Below are 20,939 nucleotides of genomic sequence, written 5' to 3'. Positions count from 1 at the left end.
CTCCTAGAGCAGGTAGTAGAGTTGGGGGCCGTTGCCCGTCTGGGGTTCCTTCACGCGGTAGCGCCGCGTGGCGAGCAACTCATGGATCCGGCTGGAGGTGTCCTCCAGGTCGCCGAAGACGCGCACCTTGGAGGGGCAGGTCTCGACGCAGGCGGGGACATTGCCTTTGTCCACCCGGTGGCTGCACAGGGTGCACTTGTCCACCACGCCCTGTTCCTCGTTGAAGTAGCGGGCGTCGTAGGGGCAGGCGACCATGCAGTACCGGCAGCCGATGCACTCGTCGTAGTTGACGAGGACGATGCCGTCCTTGCGCTGCCACGAGGCGCCCGTGGGGCACACGCGGACGCAGGAGGGTTCGGCGCAGTGATGACACTGCTCCGGTTCGAAGTTGATGCTGAGCTTGGGGTATTCGCCCTTCCGTTCCTCGTTGATCCGGTTCCTGAAGTTCCCGATGGGGACGTTGTTCTCGGCCTTGCACGCGACGACACAGGCCTTGCAGTTGATGCATTTCCTGGAGTCGACGACGAGGGCGTAACGCTTCTTCTTCATGGCCATGGTTCACCCCCCTCAGGCGTTCGCGACTTTGACGAAGGTTTCGTGGAAGGCGGCGTTGCCGGACACCTTGTCCCAGGCCGTCTCGAGGATCACCGCGTCACTGGCGCCCACGTTGTAGACCAGGCTCTGCATCTTCGATTTCTTGCCGAAGCCGTGAAGCATGAACACGCAGTCCGGGCGGATCTCCTCCGTGACGCGGGCCTTGAGCTTCACGCTGCCCACGCTGCTGCTGACGCTCACGTAGGAGCCGTCCCGGATGCCCAGGCGCTCTGCGGGCTTCGGGTTGATCCAGAGGTCGTTCTCCTTCATGAACTCGTGCAGCCAGACGTTGTTCGACTGGTTGGCGTGGGTGAAGTAGCCCACGCGGCCGAGGATCAGCCGGAACCGGTCACCGGGCGGCTGGACAGGCGCTGCGTAGACCGGCAGCGGATCGTAACCCGCCTCCTGCAGGCGCTCGGAGAAGATCTCGATCTTGCCGGTCTTGGTGACGAACCGGTGGTCGGGGGTCAGAGTCTTGCCGTAGCTGGGCTGGCCGCTGGCGGCCCAGACACCGTGCTTCTTCATGTGCTCGGCGGCCATGGGAATGGGCAGGTCCTTGAACTCTGCCTCCACCCACTGCTCGATGGTGTAGTCGAAGTAGTCCCCGAGGCCAAGCCGCTTGGCCAGGCCCTGGACGATCTCCAGGTTCGGCTTCGTGTCGTGGATGGGCTTCACTACCTGCTGGCGGTAGACCACGGCGGGCCAGATGCCGGGCATGACCTCGACGGGATCGGTCCGCTCCAGGTAGGCGCTCTCGGGGAAGACCACGTCGGCATACCAGGCCATGTCGCTCATCTGGACATCGATCACGCCGATGAAGTCCATCTGCTCGATCATCTTCAGGGTCTTGGCCTGGTCGGGCAGGGAGTTCATGGGGTCCTGCTTGTAGACCATCCAGGCCTTGACGGGGTAGGGCTTCCCGCTCAGCACGTTCTCGCGCAGCTTGAGGTAGACGCCGTCGCCGGCGGCGGCCAGGGGGAAGGCCGTCTTGATCTCATCCACCCGGGGCGCCTTGGGTTCGTCCCAGGGCATGAACAGGAACTCACCCTTGGGAAGCTTGGCGTTCGGCACCATGCCGCCCATCTGGTCCCAGTTGCCCACGATGGCGTTGAGGATGGCCTGGGCGCGGCGCATCTGGAAGTCGTTCTGGTACCAGGAGGACCGGCGGCCCGCATAGTAGAGGGCCCGGGCACCGGCATCGGCGAACTCGCGGGCGATGCGGACGATGTCCTTGGCCGGGATCTCGGTCTCCTTCTCGGCCCACTCCGGCGTGTACTGCTTCACGTGCTCGGTGAGCTGCTCGAAGCCCGTGGTGTAGGCGGCCACGAAGTCCTTGCTGTGGCGATTCTCGGCGATGATCACGTGGATCATGGCCAGGATGAACGCCAGGTCGGTGCCGGGCTTGATGGGGTACCACTCGTCGGCCTTGGCGGCGGTGACCGTGAAGCGGGGATCGAGGTAGACCAGCTTGGCCTTGCGCTCCATCACGCCGCCGATGAGGTCCATGGTGTCGGGCGTGATGATGCTCTCGAAGCGGTTCGCGCCGGACATGATGACAAACTTGCTGTTCAGCAGATCGAAGCTGGGCACGGTGCCGAAGGTGGCGCTGTAGGCCAGGTTGACCGAAGCCAGGCACAGGGTGGGATGGCGCACGAGGTTCGGCGATCCGAAGGCCAGGCCCAGGTTCTTGAAGAAGACTTCCTGGAAGCCTTCGGTGGAGGACCAGAGGGACGCTTCCGGCCCGTAATTGCCCTTCACTTCCGAGAGTTTCTTGGCGGCGAAGTCGAAGGCTTCGTCCCAGCTCACGGGCTTCCACTTGCCTTCGCCCCGGGCCCCCACGCGGATCATGGGCTGCTTGAGGCGGTCGGGATCGTAGACCTGCTTGATGGCCGCGTTGCCGCGGGCGCACAGCATGTCACGGGATTTCGGGTTCTCGGGGTTGGGGTTCAGCTTCTTGACGAAGCCGCCCTCGACCACCGCGATGGCCGAACATTTGTTCGGGCACAGCTCGCAGGTCGTCGGGATCTCCTTCGTTTCTGCGGCGGAGCTGCGCCCTTTCTTGAAGTATTTGAGGCATCCCACCTGTGTGGCGGCGACGGCCCCGGCGGTGGCGCCCGCGCTTTTCAGGAACAGCCGGCGATCCATGCGAATCGTTCCCATCGTGGTCTCCCTGGTGATCGAGGAAGGGCCGGAGGGTCGCCCCCCCGGCCCGGGTCATTCAGGCTTCTAGAACTTCACTTCGATCGAGGCGTAGGTCGTCTTCACCGTCGCGGGGAAGCCGTACTGCAGCATCGGGTTCTTGCTCAGGTCGTAGGCGTCCTCCCAGGACTGGCCGGGCATGGCGGGGCCAGGGGAGATGTGCCAGCCGCTGAAGGCGTGGCTGTACTTGTAGTCCAGGTAGCCCAGGCGGAAGGCGGCGTTCTTGGCGAACTGCCAGTGGATGTAGCCCTCCCACACGTCGCCGCGGGTGCCGAGCTTCTCGGTGGCCTCGCCGGTGGCGGGGCTGTAGGTCCACCACCGGGGCGACCCGTGGTTGAACTCGACGCCGAAGCCGATCTTCTCGGTGGGGTCCCAGCGGAAGCCGGCGTAGTAGGCGCTGGCGGTCTGGCTCTTGTTGGCGTCGCCCAGGAGGCCGCCGAAGCCGGCGAGCTGCTGGGTCTGGCCGCCCATGGCCGCGGGCATGGTCCAGTAGGCGCCGTACTGGCTCATCTTGCCGTTGGGCAGGCTCTTGATGTGGCCGTAGCTGGCGAAGTAGGTGAAGCTGTCGCCGACCTTGTGCTTCCAGGTGGCGGTCCACTGGTCGATGTCACCCAGGTTGTTCGTGGCGGTGACGTACTGGATCGCGGGCATGCCGCCCATGCCGGGCATGGCGGGCACGGGGAAGTTGTTGGTGCTGCCGAAGGGGATGTCCGTGAGGTTGCCCATCCGGTTGTAGCCGATGTAGAGGTTGGTGCTCTGGACGCTCTCGCCGATCTGGAAGAGCAGGGGCATGTCGAACATGGCGCCCAGCACGGTGCTGTCCTTCAGGGGGCCGATGCTGTTGACCTGCAGGGTGGCCTTCTGGGCGTTGGGCTGCGTGGGGGAGGCCCAATCCACGTTGGTGAAGTTGAAGCCCACGGGCGCGGCGCTGGCGTTGACGCTGCCGCCGCCACCGAAGCCGGACTCGTAGCCCACGCCGTAGCAGATGCCCAGCAGAGTGCCCTCGGGCAGGCCGATCTTGTCGAGCTGGAACTTGAAGCCGATGCCGTCGACCATGGCGTTCACGGCCAGGGCCTGGGGCGTGGCCTGGCGCTCGACGCCCTCCTTCACTTCGAACGGGGGCCCGTCCGAGGTGTTCTGGCGGCCGATGGAGAGGATGCCCACGGGGAAGTCATAGACGAGGCTGGCGCGCTCGACGCGGAGCACATCCGTGCCCGGGACCTTGGCGCTGTTGAAGGAGTTCTGCACCGTGTTCGGGGAGCCATTGAAGGTGGGCACATCGGCGCCGCCGTGGACCTTGTACATCGTCAGGCGGCCCATGATCTTGGCGTGCTCGTTGATGGTGATGCCCATCTTGAGGCGCAGGCGGGTGGACCACTGGACGGAGTTGCTCCAGTCCTGGGCGGGCACCTGCTGGGTCAGCGCCATGAAGGGGTAGGGGTTGCCGGGGATGCCGGGGTTCTGGGCGAAGCCCATGAACTGGTTGTAGGGCTTGAAGTGCCACTGGCTGCTTTCGAAGCGGGTGCGGAGGTCACCGCCCCACTGGATGTTGTCGCCGGCGACCTTGGTCTCGACCTTGGTCAGGCGGGTGTCGACTTCCTGCGCGGCGGCGGCCTTCTCTTCGACGGCCTTCAGCTGGACTTTCAGCTGCTCGATCTGTTTCTGCAGGTCCTGGCTGGACTGGGCGCTGAGAGCCGCGGGCGCCAGCATGGCGACGAGGGCAAGCGCGATTCGGGAGTTCATGGTGGGAGTCTCCGGGGTGGGGGGGATTAGGGGCAGGGGGTCAAGGGACGGTGGAACGAAGATCAGCCGCCGCAGGTTTCGGGCTGCGGGGAGTCGGAAGCGTGGTTCACCAGGAAGGTCTGCACGTCCTTGACCTGCTCGGGCTTCACGATCGAATCGATCCGCTCGGCGCCCTTCTTGTGCTTGCCCGCGGCGAAGTAGGCCTTCCACTGGGCCTGGGTCTTGGAGAGGGGGGTGATCTCCTTGGCGCTGCCGCCGGCCGCATGGCAGGATTTGCAGTTCTTCTTGAAGAAGAACTTGCCCTTGGTGTCGCTGCCGCCCTGGGCGGCCAGTGACGCCGAGAGCGCGGCGATCACGGCGAAAAGTTTCAGGGAGTTCCGCATGGAGCACATCCTTTCTGCGTTGGGTGAAGAGGGATGGCGCCCGGCCGGGCAGGCCGAAGGCACTGGATCCCGGGGATCCTGTGGAAGCTTGCTACGGGCGCGCTAGGAGCGCCGCTGGATAGAGGATGAACTGGTGGATAACGAGGTCAAGTCGTTCGTGATCATGGTCACTAATAATTAAATAACCACTAAGTAATTTGATTCAAAACCTTCGATTGGCATGGATCTGGAACCTCCCGTGTGGAGCGGGGAAGGGCTGCTATTGTGTGATTTCGCGAGGCTCTCCATGGATTCACCCCGTCCCCTTCCCACGCCCGAGCAGGATGCCGCCGTGACGCCCGTGATGGGGAACGCGCTGAAGCGGCAGGTGCTGGTGTGCACGGGGAAGAGCTGCACCGCCAACGGCTCGGAAGCCGTGCTGGAGGCCTTCAAGGCCAGGCTGATCGACGAAAAACTGCTCTTCTACAAAGGCAACCGGGAGGGCGAGGTCCAGTGCATCCACTGCGGCTCTGTGGGCTTCTGCGCCATCGGGCCCGCGGTGCTCGTGTACCCGGACGGCATCTGGTACGCCCATGTCACGCCCGCCGACGTGCCCGAGATCATCGAGAGCCATCTCAAGGGCGGTGTGCCCGTGGAGCGGCTGGTGCGGAAGCGCCTGGGCTAGGATTCATCCTCAAACGCCCGCCGTTCCTCCGGGGTGTCCACGTCCATCCACTCCGGGCCGTCGCAAGACAGGACGAGGTGGGGCAGGGATTCGGTCAGGGCCGTGAGGGACCGGGTCGTTGAGCCAGCCACGGCGGGGCGGAGGGCGGCGGGCAGCCACCCGCCGAGAGGCTGGAGGCGGCCGCCATGCTGGGCCACGACCCAATGGCGGGTCCGGGGGTCGGCGGCTTCGGCGCGATGGTCCCAGGCCTGGAGGCTCGAGGGGGTCCAGCGCACCTGATCGCAGGCCACCACCCACCAGCGGCGCACGGCGGGCGCCTCCAGCGCAGCCCAGGTCCGGAGCGCCTTCGCAGGGCCTTCGCGGGGATCCTCGAGCACGGCGAGGTCCGGGCGGTCGGGAAGTGGGTCCCCCAGTATCTGGATCGGCGCGCCTGGGAAGACGGCCTCGAAGACCTCGACCAGGCGCCCGCCCCAGCTGCCTCCCGCAGGGTGCGCCAGGGCGTGCTTGGCCGCTCCCATCCTGCGGCTCTGGCCGCCGCTCAGCAGCAGCAGGCCGGTGCCTTGGGGGTTCACCCGCCCACCTGCCACATGCCGTTCGCCAGGTCGGGGTTCTGACCCCGGCGCATGGGATGGCAGTCCAGCTTTTCGGTGAGGGCCTGGCGGATGAGCCGGGCCAGGTCCTCGTGGGAGGCGTGGTTGCGCAGGGGTTCCAGCAGGTCCACGGGCTTGTTGCCGAAGAGGCAGGCCTTCAACTCGCCGCGGCTGGTGAGCCGCACGCGGTTGCAGCGGTCGCAGAAGTCGGCGCTGAGGGTGGAGATGACGCCCACCTTGCCTTCGCTGCCAGGCAGGCGGAAGATCCGTGCGGGGCCCTCCTCAAGGCCGACCACGGGCTCCTCCTCCAGCGAGGTGCCGAGGCCCTCGCGGACCGTGTCCAGGATCTCGCTGGCGGGCATGAACTGGTCCTTCCCCCAGCCATTGCCCTGGTAGGGCATGAACTCGATGAACCGGACCTGGATGCCCTCGGTCTGGGCGAGGCGGGCCAGGGGGAGGATCTGGTCCTCGTTCCAGCCCCGCAGCACCACGGCGTTCAATTTGGTCTTGAGGCCGGCGGCCCGGGCGGCCTCGATCCCGGCCAGCACGCGGGAGAGCCCATCCTTGCCGGTGAGGCGCTCGAAGGCGCCGCGCTCGGCGGCATCCAGGCTCACGTTCACGCCGCTCAGTCCGGCATCCCGCAGGCCCCGGGCCCGGCGGGCCAGGTGGAAGCCGTTGGTGGTGAGGTGCACGCGGCCCTCCACCTCGGGGCTGATGCCGGCGACGATGGTCTCCAGGTCCCGGCGCATCAGCGGCTCGCCGCCGGTGAGGCGCACCTTCCGGATGCCGAGGCAGGTGAAGACCTGGACGGCCTGCACGAGTTCGTTCCGGCTCATGGCGGGTGGTTCGGCGCGCTCCAGGGCCCCCGTCCGTGGCTTGCAGTAGACGCAGGCCAGGTTGCACTGCTCCGTCACGGAAACCCGAAGGTAGGTGATGGCCCGCCCCAGCCCGTCCTTGAGGCCATCCTTCAGCCTCAGCATGCGGGGCGGCTGGTTGTTGATCGGCATGGGAAAAGAGGAGGGCACGGAGTCTCCAGGTCCACCCAGGATGCGCGGGATGCTCCGATCCCGCCCGGCGATTATGCCCTTGGTCACAGCCGCTATTCGGGTTCCTGCAAGGGGAGTTCCACCCGGAACCGGGCGCCCCGGCCAGGTTCGCTGTCGATCCTCAATTCCCCCCGATGGGCATCAATGATGTTCTGGCAGATGGAGAGCCCCAGGCCCCATCCCTGGACCGAATCCCAGGCCTGGTTCTGCCGGAAGGGTTGGAGCAGTTCCTGGATCTTGGAGGCGTCCAGGCCCCGCCCGGTATCCCAGACTTCCAGCCGCCAGAGCCCAGCGGGCCGGTCCACCGAGGACCTGATGCCGACCTGGCCGCCGGTCGGCGTGAATTTCAGGGCGTTCTCGAAGAGGTTCAGCATGACCTGGTGGAGGGTCGCCGCATCGGCCAGGATGTGCGCCCGCTCCGCATCCGGGGAGACCTCCAGGTGGAAGGCGATGCCTTTGGCCCCGGCCTTCAGGCGCAGCACATCCTCGAACCCCTCCGTGACTTCGGCGGGGACGGTGGGGACCAGCTTGAGACTCTGGAGCAACGCCTCGGAGCGACTCTGGTCCAGCAGGTTCCGCACCAGGGTTTCAATGCGGTTCGCCTCGCGCTCCATCACGTCGAGCAGGTTCACGCTGGCGCTGGGCACCAGCTCCCGTAGCCGATCGAGCGTCAGGAGGATGGTCGTGAGGGGGGAGCGAAGGTCATGGGTGACCATGTCCAGCAGCCTGAGCCGGCTTTCGAGGCTGCGCTTGATCTGCTGGTGGGCGTGCTCCAGGGCACGGTTCTGCCGGTCGAGCATGAGCGTCCGGCTTTCGATGGTTTCTTCGAGTTCGCGTGAACGGAGGGCGAGGCTGTGTCCGCGCCACCAGAGCGCCCATGCGAGCAGACCGATCAGTGCCAGCCCGATCAGGCCCCGCACCAGCCAGCGCTCGTGCCAGGCGGGAGCCACCTCGATGGGGACGGGTGCCGCCTCGGCCCAGGCCACACCATCGCGGGAGGTGCGCAGCCGGAACTCATAGTGGCCGGCCCTGAGGTTCCGGTACTGAAGCGTGAGGCCCTGGTTCACCGGCCGCCAGCCCTCATCCACGCCCTGGAGGTAGGCCTGGTAGCGGAGCTGGGAGGGCACCAGGGGATCTCCGGTTTCGAAGCTGAGATCGAGAAAATCAGGGCGGGGAGGGACCTTCGCCTCGCGGGGAAGGGCCTCGAAGCCGCCGGGCCAGCGCACCTCGAGGAGCGTGGGGGCGCGGAGCGGCGTGTTGTGGAATCCCTGGACGTTCTGGAGGATGCAGACTCCGCCGATCATCCCGACCCAGAGGCGGCCCTTGGAATCCAGCAGGAAGCCGTCATGGTTGGTCTCTTCGGAAATCAGGCCCTGGCTGCGGCTCAGGTGGTGGAGGTTCCTGCCCTCCAGCAGGGTCACGCCCTTGTTGTGGCCGAAGGCCATCCGCCCCCGCCCCACATCCGTGATGAAATTGATCCCTTCGTCCGGCAGGCCCTCGTTGAGTCCGAAGGTGGCCCACTGGCCGTCCCGCCACAGATGGAGCCCCTTCATGGTGCCGATCCAGAGGCGCCCCCGGGAATCGGTGGCCATGGCGGTCACCGTGGAGGTGGCGAAGGGCGCGTCGGGAAAGGCCCGCTGGAGCTTGCCGCCGGCCAGCTCCCAGAGGCCGTAGCCCGTGGCCAGCAGGAGACGGCCTTCATGGCGCAGGATGTCCGAAACCGTCTCGTTGCCGGCCTCGGGGGGCAGGCGGTGGTGGGCCAGGAGGTGGCCCTGGGCGTCGAGCTCGAACAGGCCGAGATCGGTGCCAGCCAGGATGTCTGTCCCATTCCGGACCAGGGTCAGCACGGCGGCCTTCGACATCTGGGGAGGGCCCGCCGGGGCCACCCGGCCGTTTCTCCAGCGGGCAAGGCCGCGGTCCGTGCCCACCCAGACGCCGCCCGATCCGTCCGGGAGCATGCCCCAGGTCTCGGTGGCCGGCAGGCCTTCGTGCTGAGCCCAGTGGCCGATGATGTTCCGGCCTTCCTCCACGAGGTAGACGCCGGTGCTGGCGGCCAGCAGGTACTTGCCCGGGGCCAATTCGAGGATGCCCGACACCGCGGCCAGATCCTTTCCCGCGATGGCGTTGGAACCATCCAGCGTCAGGAGTTCCGGCAAGGCCTGGGCCGCGAGTCCATCGCCGTCGGACCCGACCCAGAGCACGCCCCGGCGGTCGCGCATCGCGATGAAGATCCGGTCGCGCGGAAGCCCGGTCTCTGCGGTGAGCATCCGGGTGCGTCCATCGGGTTCCCGCACCAGGACCCCGTCGCCGCCCAGGGAGATCTGGAAGCCCTCGCCCTGGGGGTTGAACCGGAGGCTGACCATGCGGGGGACACGGGGAAGGCCGGTCAGGGCCTCGTTCACCCACCTACCCCGGTCCATGCGCAGCAGGGCTGCGTCGAGCAGCAGCCAGGCCTGCCCGTGGGCATCGATCTGGAGGTCGCGGACGCTGCCGCCCGGATGTGTCGTGGACAGGGAATACATGCGGAGGCCCTGGGGGTCCCAGCGGGCCACGACGTTGTCCTGTCCGAGGATCCACACGCCCTTGGCGTGATCGCGGGCCAGCCGGCGGATCGCTCCTCCGGGCCACGGTGCGGGCAACTGGACCGACACGAACCGGCCGTCCTCCAGCCGGAAGAGCCCCTGGCGGTTGCCCACCAGCACGCGATCCTGGTCATCCAGCCCGAGGGTCCGCCCCTCGAAAGTCTCCGCGTCCTGATCCAGGCCGTAGTTCAGGACCGTCTCGCCGCGGATTTCCGAGACGCCCTCCTGACTGCCCACCCAGATGCTGCCCGAAGGAGACTCCAGGAGCGCATGGATGAAGAGGGCCTTGAGCCCCTGGGGACCGGCGAACGTCTGGAAGCCCGACGCCCCCAGGCGGGCGACGCCCCCGGTGTTGGTGCCCACCCACAGAAAGCCACGCTGGTCCTCGAGCAGGGTCGTCACCTGACTCTGGGGCAGGCCATCCCTCAGCCCGAACCGCCGGAACGCGGGCTGCTGTCCCGCGAGGGGCGGGAGGGCGCCGGCGAGGCCCAGCCAGAGCCAGACGAGCAGGGGGCGGAGTGAACGCATAAAAAGGGGGATCCGTGGTCATGGGAATCATCGGCGCGGCAGGCGCATACCGTGATTCTTGGGAGGCATGGGACTATGAAAGCATGCTTGTGGACGCGCACTGTCATCTCACCGGGACCTACTTGGCCGAGGACCAGGTGGAAACCACTCTCGCCCGGGCCCGCGCCGAGGGCGTGACGGGCTTCATCGCCGTTGGCACTGATTTAGAGGATTCTCGCACCGTTCTTGAGCTTGCGCGGCGGTTACCTGGAGTCCGGGCCAGCCTGGGGGTGCATCCCCACGAAGCCAAGACCTGGACGCAGGATACGGGGGCCGCCCTGGCCGCCCTGGCGGCCGATCCGGCGGTACGCTTCGTGGGCGAAACGGGGCTGGACTGGCACTATGACCTGAGCCCCCGGGAGGAGCAGGAGGCGGTCTTCCGAGCCCAGATCCGACTGGCCAGGACACTCGGGAAGCCGCTCATGATCCACACGCGCTCCGCGCCGGAGGCCACCTTGCGAATTCTGGAGGAGGAGGGCGCCGACGCGGTGCGGGGCAGCATCCATTGCTTCAGCGAGGATCGCCCCTTCGCGATGAAGGCCCTGGATCTGGGCTTCTATCTGAGCTTCTCCGGCATCACCACCTTCAAGAAGGCCGAGGCCGTGCGGGACGTGGCGGCCTGGGCCCCGGCGGACCGCATCCTGGTGGAGACCGATGCGCCCTTCCTGGCGCCGGTCCCCTACCGGGGCAAGCCGAACGAACCGGGCTTCGTGCGGTACACCGCCGAGACCGTGGCCGAGCTGCGCGGGATCTCGTCCCTGAAGCTGGCCGAACTGACCACTCGCAATCTGGAGGCCCTGTGCGGCTGGGCGCCCTCTTCCTGATCAGTGCGGTCCTGGCCGCCACGCCACCTTCCGACCCCGGTTCGAGCGCCCAGGGACATCAGGCCCTGCCCTGGGAGCGCGCCTCCCCACTCGACTGGCAGGCGGAACCCTGGGTTCCCCCAGCCGTGGTGCCGGGGCTTCCCACGGCCTCCCAGGGGCCCATGACCGTACTCCTGACCGGGGACGGCACCCTGCGGATCAGCGATGCCCGGGGGCTGGTCCTTCTGCTGGCGGGACTGCCGGGCCGGCCATTGCGGGCTTGGCGCGATGGCGGCGTGCCCCTGGATACCGCCTGGGGCACCTGGGGCTTCCCCGCGGATTCACCGCTGGGCCAGGGCCTGGGGGGGCTGCGCTGGGGCGCGGACGATTTCCGGCCCTTCCTCCGGGGCCTGCTCTGGGTCCTGGAAGATGGCGAAGGCTTCCTGACCGTGGTGCATCCCGCCACAGCCCAAGTGATCCACCTGCCCCTGCCGCCGGGTCGTGATTTGCGGATCCGGTTCCTCCCGGATCGGCTCGAAGTGGCTGCAGGAGATGTGGAAAAGGGGGCTCCACGCCAGTGGTCCATCCCCTGGATGGGCCTGCTGCCTCGCCTGGCCGCCCTGGGCCCCCGGCCGAACCCACCCAAAGTGGGGACCGCCCTCGCCCCCTTCCCGAAAGACTGAAGCCTGAAAACTGATGATTTAAGAAAACTGGCATGACCCTGGCTGTCTACCCACTCGGAACCGACCCTATGGGGGCGGCATCCAATCGATCGGAGGCCCACATGAACGCGACCTTCACCCATTCCCGGATCGCCGTAGCGCTGCTGCTGCCCGCTGCTTTCGTGAGTGCCGCCCCGCAAGCTCCCGTGGACGATGAAACCTACCAGGGCGAGGCGCCGGAACGCTACGCCATGGTGCGGACCCTGGAAGGCGAAGTCCGCATCCGCAAGGGCGAGGTGGACGAGACCCTGAGCCGTGGCACGCCCATCGCGGAAGGCGATGTCGTGGAAAGCCGCGGTCGTGGCGTTCTGCAACTGGGCGATGGCACCCGCATCGCTTTCGGTGGCGCCACCCGCTTCACCGTGGCGGCCCTCTTCACCGACCAGAAGGGCGAGAAGCAGGTCCTGCTGCGCCTGGATTACGGCCGGCTGCGGGTGCTGCTGGGCGGCCAGTCGGACGCCCGCTTCCGGGTGGACACCCCTTCGGGCACGGCCACCTGCTTCGATAAGGGCGCCTTCACCGTGGAGGCCGAGCGGGACAAGGTGGTGCGGTTGAAGGTGCACAGCGGCCGGGTGACCTTCGCCAACGAGCGTGACGAGAACCGCATCGTCGCCGGCGAGCGCCTGACGGTATACAGCCCCCAGGATGGCTTGGATCGCGTGCGCGGATTCAACACCTACGAGGGCGACGACTTCGACCGCTGGAGCGAGCGGGCCATGGTGATCCGGCGCGGCGAGAGCTGGGACCGGGTGCCCGCCGAGATCCGCTACTACGCCGATGACCTCGATAGCAACGGGCGTTGGGTGGAGTCCTCGGAATTCGGCTGGGTCTGGCAGCCCAATGGCGTCGCCGAGGATTGGCGCCCCTACTACGAGGGTCGCTGGGCACCCTATTCCGGCGGCATGACCTGGATCTCCGATGAGCCCTGGGCCTACGTGGCCTACCACCATGGCCGTTGGCACTGGAGTCTTGGCGTGGGCTGGTTCTGGATCCCCGGCGTCTACTACAGTCCCGCCTGGGTAGCCTGGAATTACACCCCCGGGTACTACGGCTGGGCGCCATTGGGCTACTACAACACCCCCTGCCACTGGGGCTACGGCGCCTGGGGCGGCGGCTACGCCTGGAACGTGGTGTCCGTGAACTACATCAACGTGGGCAACGTGCGCGGACACATCTATTCCGATGTCAACGTCATCCGCAGCTTCAACGGAGCCACTGGCAGCACCACCTGGACGGGCGGCGGTGGCCGCGACCTGCGGGCGCCGTGGCAACGGTCCCCCCTGGTCGTTTCCCACACCGAATTCCGCAACCCGGGCCAGATGCAGACGGCCTTCCAGCGTGACGTGAACCGTCAGCGACTGGCGACCTATGAGCGCCAGGCCCAGACCGCCACGGGCCGGACGATCATCCGCCGTGAGGCCCCGCCTGCAGTCGCGGGCGGCCGCCCCGGCGCCCCCGCCGGAACCCCGGCTGGCACCCCCGCCCGGGTGCCCTTCGAGGACCGCGGTCGGCGCGTCCAGGGGACCGAACGGTCCGTCACGCCCCCCGCTTCGCCCCGTGAGCGGGGCTTCGAGGATCGGCCGCGCGACCGCGCCCGGGAACTGCCCGCGCCCCAGGAACGCAAGGCCGATCCGGCTCCTGGCACCCGCAGCACGGAACCCCGCGGACGGGTCGAGGACCGGCGCCCCGACTCCGCGCCCAGGGAACGACCCTCGGAAGCCCGACCCCGGGTGGATGAGCGGCGGCCCGATCCCGCCCCTCGGGAACGAACCTACGAGTCCCGGCCTTCCCAGGATCGCCGCATGGAATCCGCGCCCAGGGAACGCCCCGCGGAGCCTAGGCCGCGCGTTGAACGGGAGGAACGGCGTCCGGACCCTACGCCTCGGCCCGTCGAGCGGGAGTCCCGCCCCGCGCCTCGGGTCGACCCGCCCCGCGAGGAACGCCGGGAGGCAGCTCCCGAGTCTCGCCCCGCCCCCGAGTCCCGTCCCGCTCCCGCGCCCTCCCGGCCGTCCGGCGGTGAAGGGCGTGGCGAAAGCCGAGGCGGCGGCCGCGAGATCCGGCGCTGAGCAGCTAACCACCCCTGGAATGCAGAATGGGCCCCGACGGGGCCCATTCTGTTATTGCCGCCGTGTAGCGGTGGCGCAGACGTCAGATCACCTCGACCGGATAGCTTCCCTTCTGGATCAGCTCCGAGGCGATGCGCCCCCGCAGCCGGGCGCTGCTGGTGGGATGGAACTCGGTGAAGGCCTTCACGCCGGCCAGGGCGTGGCGCAGGGCCTCGCCTTCAACCACGTCGGCGCAGAGCATGCGGGCGTCGCCGTGGACCTTGTGCCAGCTCTCGTTCACGTAGAGCTCGGTGATGTCGCGGGCGATCTGCGCCCAGCGGTGGCCGGACTCCACCATGCGCTCAGCGCGCACCACGGCGCTTTCCATGGCGTAGATCTCCATGAGCATGTTGCTCATGCGGGCCATGACCTCCTGGTTGTCGATGAGCTTCTGACCCAGGACCTGCACGGCCAGGCCCGCAGCCAGCATGCACTGGCGCTTGCTGAGTTCCACGCCGTGCTTCAGGCGGGCCAGGGGGCCGGTGAAGGCCTCGGGCTTGATCGGGTTGGAGATCTCCTTGGCCACCTGCTGGCCGAACTGCATGAGGGGCAGGTCGCCCTTCATGGCGCGCTTGAGCAGCGTGCCGGCGATGAGGAGGCGGTTGATCTCGTTGGTGCCTTCGAAGATGCGATTGATGCGGCAGTCGCGCAGGGCCTTCTCGGGCGGGTATTCGGCGCTGAAGCCGTAGCCGCCATAGGCCTGCACGGCTTCGTCCGCCACCGAGAAGAGGGCTTCGCTGGCCCACACCTTGGAGATGCTGCACTCGATGGTGTACTCGTCGATGGCGGCCATCTTGTCCGCGCCGGCGGTGGGGCTGTCCCAGTTGGTGGCGTGCAAGGCCTCGTCGATGTAGCCGGTGGTGCGGAAGTTCAGGGCCTCGCAGACGAAGATCTTGGTGGCCATGTCCGCCAGCTTCTGCTGGATGAGGCCGAACGAGTTGATGGGCTTGCCGAACTGCTGGCGCTCGGAGGTGTACTTGATGGCGTATTCCAGGATCCGCTTCATGCCGCCCTGGCTGCCGACGCCCAGCTTGAAGCGGCCGATATTCAGGATGCCGAAGGCGATCTTGTGGCCCTTGCCCAGCTCACCCAGCAGCCGGTCCTTGGGGATGCAGCAGTTCTCGAGGATTACCGTGCGGGTGGAGCTGCCCTTGATGCCGAGCTTCTTTTCCTCGGCCCCGGTGCTGATGCCGGGATCGGTCTTCTCGACGATGAAGGCGCTGAAGTCCTTGCCGTCCACCTTGGCGAAAATGATGAACACATCGGCGAAGCCGGCGTTGGTGATCCACATCTTGGTGCCGTTCAGCACCCAGGTGTCGCCGTCCAGCACGGCCGTAGCCTTGGCGCTCAGGGCGTCGGAACCGCTGCCGGCCTCGGTGAGGGCGTAGGCTGCCAGCCACTCGCCGGTGGCGAGCTTGGGCAGGTAGGCCTTCTTCTGGGCCTCGGTGCCGAAGTAGACGATGGGCAGGGTGCCGATGCCGGTGTTGGCGCTGTAGCTCACGGCGAAGCTGCCCTGCTTGCTCATCTCCTCCAGCACGAGCATGGCGGTCCGCTTGTCCACGTCCATGCCCTCGTAGGCCTCGGGGATCTCCAGGCCCAGCAGGCCCAGTTCACCGGCTTTCTTCATGAGGGAAATGGTGAGGGGGAGATCCAGCTTGTCGATGGCTTCGTCCTGGGGCAGGACTTCGCCCTGGATGAAGTCTTTGGCCGCCCGGGCGAATTCCTTGGCGTCGTCGCCGAATTCCTCCGGTGTGAACTGGGGCATGGCCCCGATGGGGGTCAACAGGAAACTCCCCCCCTTGACCTGCTCTGCAGCGGTGGTGCTCATCTCTGTCCTCCAGATTGGGTAGGGATCACGATGGGCGGCGCCGCGACTCTTGCCTAGCCTCTACCTCTGGTCAATGCCGGGGATACTTCGGGTAGGCGCCGTCTCTGGTTCAATGGAGGTTCCCCGCGGAGGTTGGATGCCGGAAGGCAGGCAAGTGCAGCAGATGTTCTCGGCCATCGCCGGGAGGTACGACGTCCTGAACCACGTGCTCTCCGGCGGCGTGGACTTCTGGTGGTGGTGGCGCATGGCCCGCCGCTCCGGCGCCGGCCCGGGGAAGCGCTTCCTGGACGTGGCGGCCGGCACGGGGGACTCCAGCCTGGCCCTGGCCCGCCGGGGGGCCGAGGTGGTCAGCACGGACTTCACCCACGCTATGCTGCGACTGGGGCCCGCCAAGTTCGCGCGGAAGGGGTTGGCAGGCCGGATCTGGGCCTCCAGCGACGCCGATGCCCAGCGCCTCCCCTTCCGGGATGCCACCTTCGACGGGATCACCATCTGCTACGGCATTCGCAACGTGGAGGACCGGGCCCTCGCCTACGCCGAATTCCTGCGCGTGCTGAAGGCCGGCGGCCAGCTCACCATCCTGGAGTTCAGCGCCCCCGTGTTCCCCTGGCTGAGGGCCTTCTACGACTGGTACAGCCATCGGGTGCTACCCCGCATTGGCGCTTGGATCAGCGGCGATGCCTCGGCCTACACCTACCTGCCCGAGAGCATCCGCGCCTTCCCGGACCAGCGGGCCCTGGCCGCCGAGCTGGAGGCCGCGGGCTTCCAGAACGTGGGCTGGACGAACCTTACGGGTGGCATCGTCGCCCTGCACACGGGAGTTCGCTAGGAACTCAGCCGATGGGATACCGCCCCTGGTCCATGAGGGCCTGGGCGATGCGGTTCCGCAAGGCTGACAGGGGTGCCGGCGCCGGGGCATGCATGGCAAGCAGCTCCTCCATGAGCGTATCCAGGGCCTTCCCGGCGGCCAGCTCGCCCGCCAGCATGCGGGCCTCGGACTGCACGCGGTTCCAGGCCTCCTGGGCGTAGACCTCGGCCAGATCCCGGGCCAGGGCCGCCCAGCGGTGGCCGGCGGCCGCCATCTTCCCGGCGCGGACCACGGCGGACTCCATGGCGTAGAGCTCCAGCAGCAGGTTGCTGATGTGGGCCGCGGCCTCCTGGTTGTCCAGGATCTTCGGGCCGTGCTCCGCCTGGGCCAGAGCGATCACTTTGAGGGCGCGGGCCTTGGCCAGGGCGACGGTGGCCTGGAGGCTGTCCGCAGGCAGGGTGGGGGCCGTCCCGGCGGCCTCGGCCAGGGGCAGGCCGTCCGTGCCGCCGCAGCGCTTGAGGAAGGTGCCGGCGATGAGCAGGCGGTTGATCTCGTTGGTGCCCTCGAAGATGCGGTTGATGCGGCAATCGCGGTAGATCTTCTCGGCGGGGTACTCGGTGCTGAAGCCGGCTCCGCCGAAGGTCTGCACGGAGTCGTCGGCCGTGGCGAAGAGGGCCTCGCTGCCCCACACCTTGGACATGGAGGCCTCCACCGCATACTCATCGATGGCCTTCATCTTGTCGGCGCCGCCGGTCTCGCTCTCCCAGCTGGTGTGAGCCAGGGCGTCGTCCAGGTAGCCGATGGTGCGGAAGCTCATGCTTTCGCCCACGAAGATCCGCACGGCCATGTTCGCCAGCTTCTGCTGGATGAGGCCGAAGGCGGTGAGGGGCTTGCCGAACTGGGTGCGCTCCCCGGCGTATTTCAAGGTGTATTCCAGCACCCGCTTGCCGGCCCCGACGGAGCTGGCGCCCAGCTTGAAGCGGCCCACGTTCAGGATGCCCAGGGCGATACGGGCGCCCTTCCCCTTGCCGCCCAGCAGCCGGTCCTCAGGGATGCGGCAGTTGTCGAGGATGACGGTGCGGGTGGAGCTGCCCTTGATGCCCAGCTTCTTTTCCTCGGCCCCGGTGCTGATGCCGGGATCGGTCTTCTCGACGATGAAGGCGCTGAGGTGGCTGCCGTTGATCTTGGCGAAGATCACGAAGACATCGGCGAAGCCGGCGTTGGTGATCCAGGCCTTGGTGCCGTTCAGCACCCAGTGGCCGTCCTGCAGCACGGCGGTGGTCTTGGCCCCCAGGGCATCGGAACCGCTGCCGGCTTCGGTCAAGGCGTAGGCCGCGCACCATTCGCCGCTGGCCAGCCTGGGCAGGTACTTGGCCTTCTGCTCGTGGCTCCCGAAGTAGACGATGGGCATGGTGCCGATGCTGGTGTGCGCGGTGTAGCTGGTGGAGAAGCTGGCGTGCCGGGCCATCTCCTCCAGCACCAGCAGGGCGGTCTTCTTGTCCAGGTCCAGGCCGCCGTAGGCCTCGGGGACCTCCATGCCCAGGATGCCCAGGTCGCCGGCCTTGGCCAACAGGTCGCGGGTGAGCTCCAGGTTGAGGCGGTCGATCTCCTCGTCCCGGGGCATGATCTCGCCGTTCATGAAGTCGCGGGCGGCCTCGGCGATGGCGAGTGCCTCCTCGCTGCTCTCCTCGGGCGTGAACTGGGGCAGGGCGCCCGCGGGGTGGAACATGAAACTGCCGCCGCGCACGGCAAGGCTGCTGGTCTCGGCCATAGAGGACCTCCCGACCTCCTGATCATCTACCCGGAGTCAGGGCCCCTCCAGCGCGGAATGGGGGACCTGGGTCACAAGTTCGGTTCAGAACAGCCGCTGCTGACCCTTGGGGTGGCTCAGAACCACCTCCTTCACCCGGTGGATCCAGCCCGGCCGATCCTTGGGATCCAGGCGCTCGTGGGCCAGGTTCCGCTCCTCCAGGAGGCGGTCCACCAGCTTGTCGATGGCCTCGGCGAAGAAGGTGTCCGTATCCCGGACGCCATCCGCGGCCAGCTGGCCGGAGAAGGGCACCTTGAAGAGCAGGTCGTAGCTCTTCATCCAGTGGTGCATGAACCGCTCGATGGGTAGCTGGCGGCCGAAGGCCAGCATCATGTAGGCGTAGTTGTCGAGCACGCTGCGGTCGCAGACCACCACATCATGCTGGCTGCCGGAGCGGATCTCCTCGGCCATCTGCGTCAGGAAGATCCAGGTCTGGGCCTCCAGCGAGGTCTTCTGGTTGATGGGCAGGGGCGAGAGCCGCGCCACTTCCTTCACGATGTCCACGTGGACGCCCTCCCGCTTGAGGGCCGCGGCCAGTTCGTAGCAGAGCGTGGTCTTGCCCACGCCGTGGGTACCGATGAAGGCGATCTTCACTCGGCACCTCCGGTGCCTCGCCCTTCGGGCTTCGCCTTCGGCAAAGTGGCCCTCCGCGTTCGCTGCGTGCTCACTCGGCACCTCCGGTGCCTCGCCCTTCGGGCTTCGCCTTCGGTAAAGTGGCCCTCCGCGTTCGCTGCGTGCTCACTCGGAACCTCCGGTGCCTCGCCCTTCGGGCTTCGCCTTCGGCAATGTGGCCCTCCATGTATCGGCCAGCGCACCGCGTTGTTCTCCCCCTCGCTTGCGCTTGTGGACATGGAGCCTCTGCGTTCGCTGCGTGCTCACGAATGTTCCCCTTCAGACTTCTGGGCGCGGCGCGCCTGGATTTCGTCCCGGAATCTCTGGGCGCATTCGGGGCAGACGCCATGGGTGAAGGTGGCTTCCGTGTGTTCGGACAGGTAGGTCTCGATCTGGCTCCAGTAGCCGTGGTCGTCACGCACCTTCTTGCACTGGCTGCAGATGGGGAGCATGCCGCTGAGCTGCTTCACGTCGGCCAGCGCATGGGTGAGATCCTGGATCAGGCGCTCGCGCTCCACCTCCATGCGCCTCCGCTCGGTGATGTCCCGGGTGACGCCCTGGAAGCCGAGCAGGTGGCCAGCCTCGCCCCACACGAGCCGCCACTGGGCCTCCACCTGGATCTCCCGGCCATCCTTGTGCTTCACGCTCGCCTGGAGCAGGTCCTGCTCAAAAGGCTGGGAGCCGGGAGGGAGCTGGCGGGCCTTGTCCATCCGTTCCCGGAACGCCTCGCTGCCTTTCCTGGACAGCGCCCGTTCCTCGGGGCTCAGGGCCATGAACTCCTCGGCGGTCCAGCCGCGCTGGCGGAAGATGGAGGGACTGATGTAGGTGAGTCGCCCATCCGGATCCATGGACCAGATCACGTCCGTGGCGTTTTCGGCCAGCAGGCGGTACCGAGCCTCCTGGGCGGCCAGGCGCTCCTGGTCGGCCAGCTGGCGGATCCAGGAAGCCCGGGCCTGCCAGCCCAGCGCCAGCGTGAGGGCGGCCAGCCCCAGAACTGCCAGGACGGCGAAGGCGACCTGGTGGCGCCAGGTTTGGAGGTAGTCCCGCTGGGCCAGCCCCACCAGGATGAAGAAGCGGGGTTGTTCAGCCCTCTGCAGCGTGTAGGTCCGTCGGAGGCCATCCAGGACCGAATTCTCGGTGAACTGCAGGGACGCGCGATCCGACCGCACCGCCTCGAGATAGGTGCCGGTGACGCGGGTATCGCCGGTCATCTGCTGCTGCCCGGCGAAATCGGGGTAGCGGGCGAGCAGGCCGAGGTCTCCACCGCGGAGGGACACCGAACCCCACCGGCCCACATTCAACCGGGCCATGGCCCGGGCCAGCTGCTCCGTTGGGAGGGTCGCGAAGATGACGCCACGGAACCCGCCATCGGCCCGCTCGAGCCGGCGGGCCAGGATGATGGCCCAGGTTCCGTCGGGGCCCCGGACCGGTCGGGAGATGAGCAGGCCTGCCTCAGGGGCCTCCTTGAGGCGGAGGAAGAAGGGCTGGTCGGCCACCGTCGCCGGAGCCGGAGCCGGGGCAGCGTGGACGATGCCTCCCCCGGGATCGGCGATCTGGAGGGACGTGAGGATCCCCGCCCGGTGGAATTGGGCCTGGACGAGGGCGTCCAGCCGCTGGCCGCGAAGGTCGTGACGGGCTTCATCCTGGATCGACTGGATGGCCAGGTCGATCCTCTGGATGGTGTCCGCCACGTTGTCCTCCAGCACCTGGGCCAGGTTCTGGGTGGTGGCTTCCGCCCGTTCCACGTAGTGCCGATGGCTCAACACCAGCACCCAGATGGCGAGGGACAGGGCCAGCAGGTTGAAGAGGGCCAGCAACGCCCCCATCGTCTTGATGAAGGTCGAAGGCGTGATGCGTGATGGGCGCGGCGGGTTGCTCATGGG

At 67.5% G+C, this 20,939-nt stretch carries 16 protein-coding genes; 5 read left to right on the top strand and 11 right to left on the bottom strand.

Translation table 11 applies throughout. The features are described 5' to 3' along the window. Positions 1-3: 3 nt before the first annotated feature. The 4 genes from NOV65_RS06145 to NOV65_RS06130 form a co-directional block, all read right to left on the bottom strand. Complete coding sequence (locus NOV65_RS06145) at positions 4-549, bottom strand: 4Fe-4S dicluster domain-containing protein (protein ID WP_257305150.1); 546 nt, start codon at positions 547-549, stop codon at positions 4-6. An 18-nt stretch (positions 550-567) separates the two neighbouring features. Continuing rightward, on the bottom strand, positions 568-2,754 hold the full coding sequence (locus NOV65_RS06140) for a molybdopterin-dependent oxidoreductase (RefSeq protein WP_257305148.1): 2,187 nt from the start codon (positions 2,752-2,754) through the stop codon (positions 568-570). A gap of 66 nt (positions 2,755-2,820) precedes the next feature. Continuing rightward, positions 2,821-4,536, bottom strand: coding sequence for a DUF3373 domain-containing protein (locus NOV65_RS06135; protein ID WP_257305147.1), 1,716 nt, complete (start codon positions 4,534-4,536; stop codon positions 2,821-2,823). Between the two features lie 62 nt (positions 4,537-4,598). After that, entirely contained in the window at positions 4,599-4,919 is a 321-nt protein-coding gene (locus NOV65_RS06130; RefSeq protein ID WP_257305146.1) for a c-type cytochrome, read from the bottom strand. 286 nt (positions 4,920-5,205) lie between these two features. Between NOV65_RS06130 and NOV65_RS06125 the strand changes: the two genes are divergently transcribed. Then, entirely contained in the window at positions 5,206-5,583 is a 378-nt protein-coding gene (locus NOV65_RS06125; protein ID WP_257305145.1) for a (2Fe-2S) ferredoxin domain-containing protein, read from the top strand. Here NOV65_RS06125 and mobA read toward each other — a convergent pair. The 3 genes from mobA to NOV65_RS06110 all read right to left on the bottom strand — a co-directional run bounded on the left by mobA (position 5,580) and on the right by NOV65_RS06110 (position 10,329). Beyond that, positions 5,580-6,155 (bottom strand): molybdenum cofactor guanylyltransferase, encoded by a 576-nt coding sequence (mobA, locus tag NOV65_RS06120; RefSeq protein ID WP_257305143.1) that lies wholly within the window; start codon positions 6,153-6,155, stop codon positions 5,580-5,582. The genes NOV65_RS06125 and mobA overlap by 4 nt on opposite strands. Then, on the bottom strand, positions 6,152-7,198 hold the full coding sequence (gene moaA, locus NOV65_RS06115; protein ID WP_257305142.1) for a GTP 3',8-cyclase MoaA: 1,047 nt from the start codon (positions 7,196-7,198) through the stop codon (positions 6,152-6,154). Before moaA ends, mobA begins: the two co-directional genes overlap by 4 nt. A gap of 74 nt (positions 7,199-7,272) precedes the next feature. Beyond that, positions 7,273-10,329, bottom strand: a complete 3,057-nt coding sequence (locus tag NOV65_RS06110; RefSeq protein ID WP_257305141.1) for a sensor histidine kinase — start codon at positions 10,327-10,329, stop codon at positions 7,273-7,275. A gap of 83 nt (positions 10,330-10,412) precedes the next feature. On the opposite strand from NOV65_RS06110, the gene NOV65_RS06105 reads away from it, so the two are divergent. The 3 genes from NOV65_RS06105 to NOV65_RS06095 all read left to right on the top strand — a co-directional run bounded on the left by NOV65_RS06105 (position 10,413) and on the right by NOV65_RS06095 (position 13,959). Beyond that, positions 10,413-11,192: a TatD family hydrolase gene (locus tag NOV65_RS06105; RefSeq protein ID WP_257305140.1), complete on the top strand. Its 780-nt coding sequence runs from the start codon at positions 10,413-10,415 to the stop codon at positions 11,190-11,192. Next, positions 11,168-11,854 carry a hypothetical protein gene (locus NOV65_RS06100; RefSeq protein WP_257305139.1) on the top strand — a complete coding sequence of 229 codons (687 nt, stop codon included), beginning with the start codon at positions 11,168-11,170 and terminating at the stop codon, positions 11,852-11,854. The genes NOV65_RS06105 and NOV65_RS06100 overlap by 25 nt, the downstream gene beginning before the upstream one ends. Positions 11,855-11,955: 101 nt before the next feature. Further along, on the top strand, positions 11,956-13,959 hold the full coding sequence (locus NOV65_RS06095; RefSeq protein WP_257305137.1) for a DUF6600 domain-containing protein: 2,004 nt from the start codon (positions 11,956-11,958) through the stop codon (positions 13,957-13,959). 82 nt (positions 13,960-14,041) lie between these two features. Here NOV65_RS06095 and NOV65_RS06090 read toward each other — a convergent pair whose 3' ends face one another. Continuing rightward, complete coding sequence (locus NOV65_RS06090) at positions 14,042-15,826, bottom strand: acyl-CoA dehydrogenase family protein (RefSeq protein ID WP_257305136.1); 1,785 nt, start codon at positions 15,824-15,826, stop codon at positions 14,042-14,044. 136 nt (positions 15,827-15,962) lie between these two features. Here NOV65_RS06090 and NOV65_RS06085 point away from each other — a divergent pair, with 136 nt between their 5' ends. Then, positions 15,963-16,655, top strand: coding sequence for a class I SAM-dependent methyltransferase (locus NOV65_RS06085; protein WP_257305135.1), 693 nt, complete (start codon positions 15,963-15,965; stop codon positions 16,653-16,655). Positions 16,656-16,659: 4 nt separating this feature from the next. Here NOV65_RS06085 and NOV65_RS06080 read toward each other — a convergent pair whose 3' ends face one another. The 3 genes from NOV65_RS06080 to NOV65_RS06070 form a co-directional block, all read right to left on the bottom strand. Next, on the bottom strand, positions 16,660-18,405 hold the full coding sequence (locus NOV65_RS06080) for an acyl-CoA dehydrogenase family protein (RefSeq protein ID WP_257305133.1): 1,746 nt from the start codon (positions 18,403-18,405) through the stop codon (positions 16,660-16,662). 84 nt (positions 18,406-18,489) lie between these two features. Next, a complete protein-coding gene (locus tag NOV65_RS06075; protein ID WP_257305132.1) occupies positions 18,490-19,038 on the bottom strand; it encodes an ATP/GTP-binding protein in 549 nt (182 codons plus the stop codon). 281 nt (positions 19,039-19,319) lie between these two features. Further along, the gene (locus tag NOV65_RS06070) at positions 19,320-20,936 is read right to left on the bottom strand and encodes a PAS domain S-box protein (protein ID WP_257305130.1); all 1,617 of its coding nucleotides are present in this window, start codon (positions 20,934-20,936) and stop codon (positions 19,320-19,322) included. Positions 20,937-20,939 lie beyond the last annotated feature (3 nt).

It is taken from the genome of Geothrix campi (assembly GCF_024609265.1).
Classification (GTDB): domain Bacteria; phylum Acidobacteriota; class Holophagae; order Holophagales; family Holophagaceae; genus Geothrix; species Geothrix campi.
Note: the sequence above shows the minus strand (reverse complement) of the source record. Positions and strands in the feature narration are given on the sequence as shown.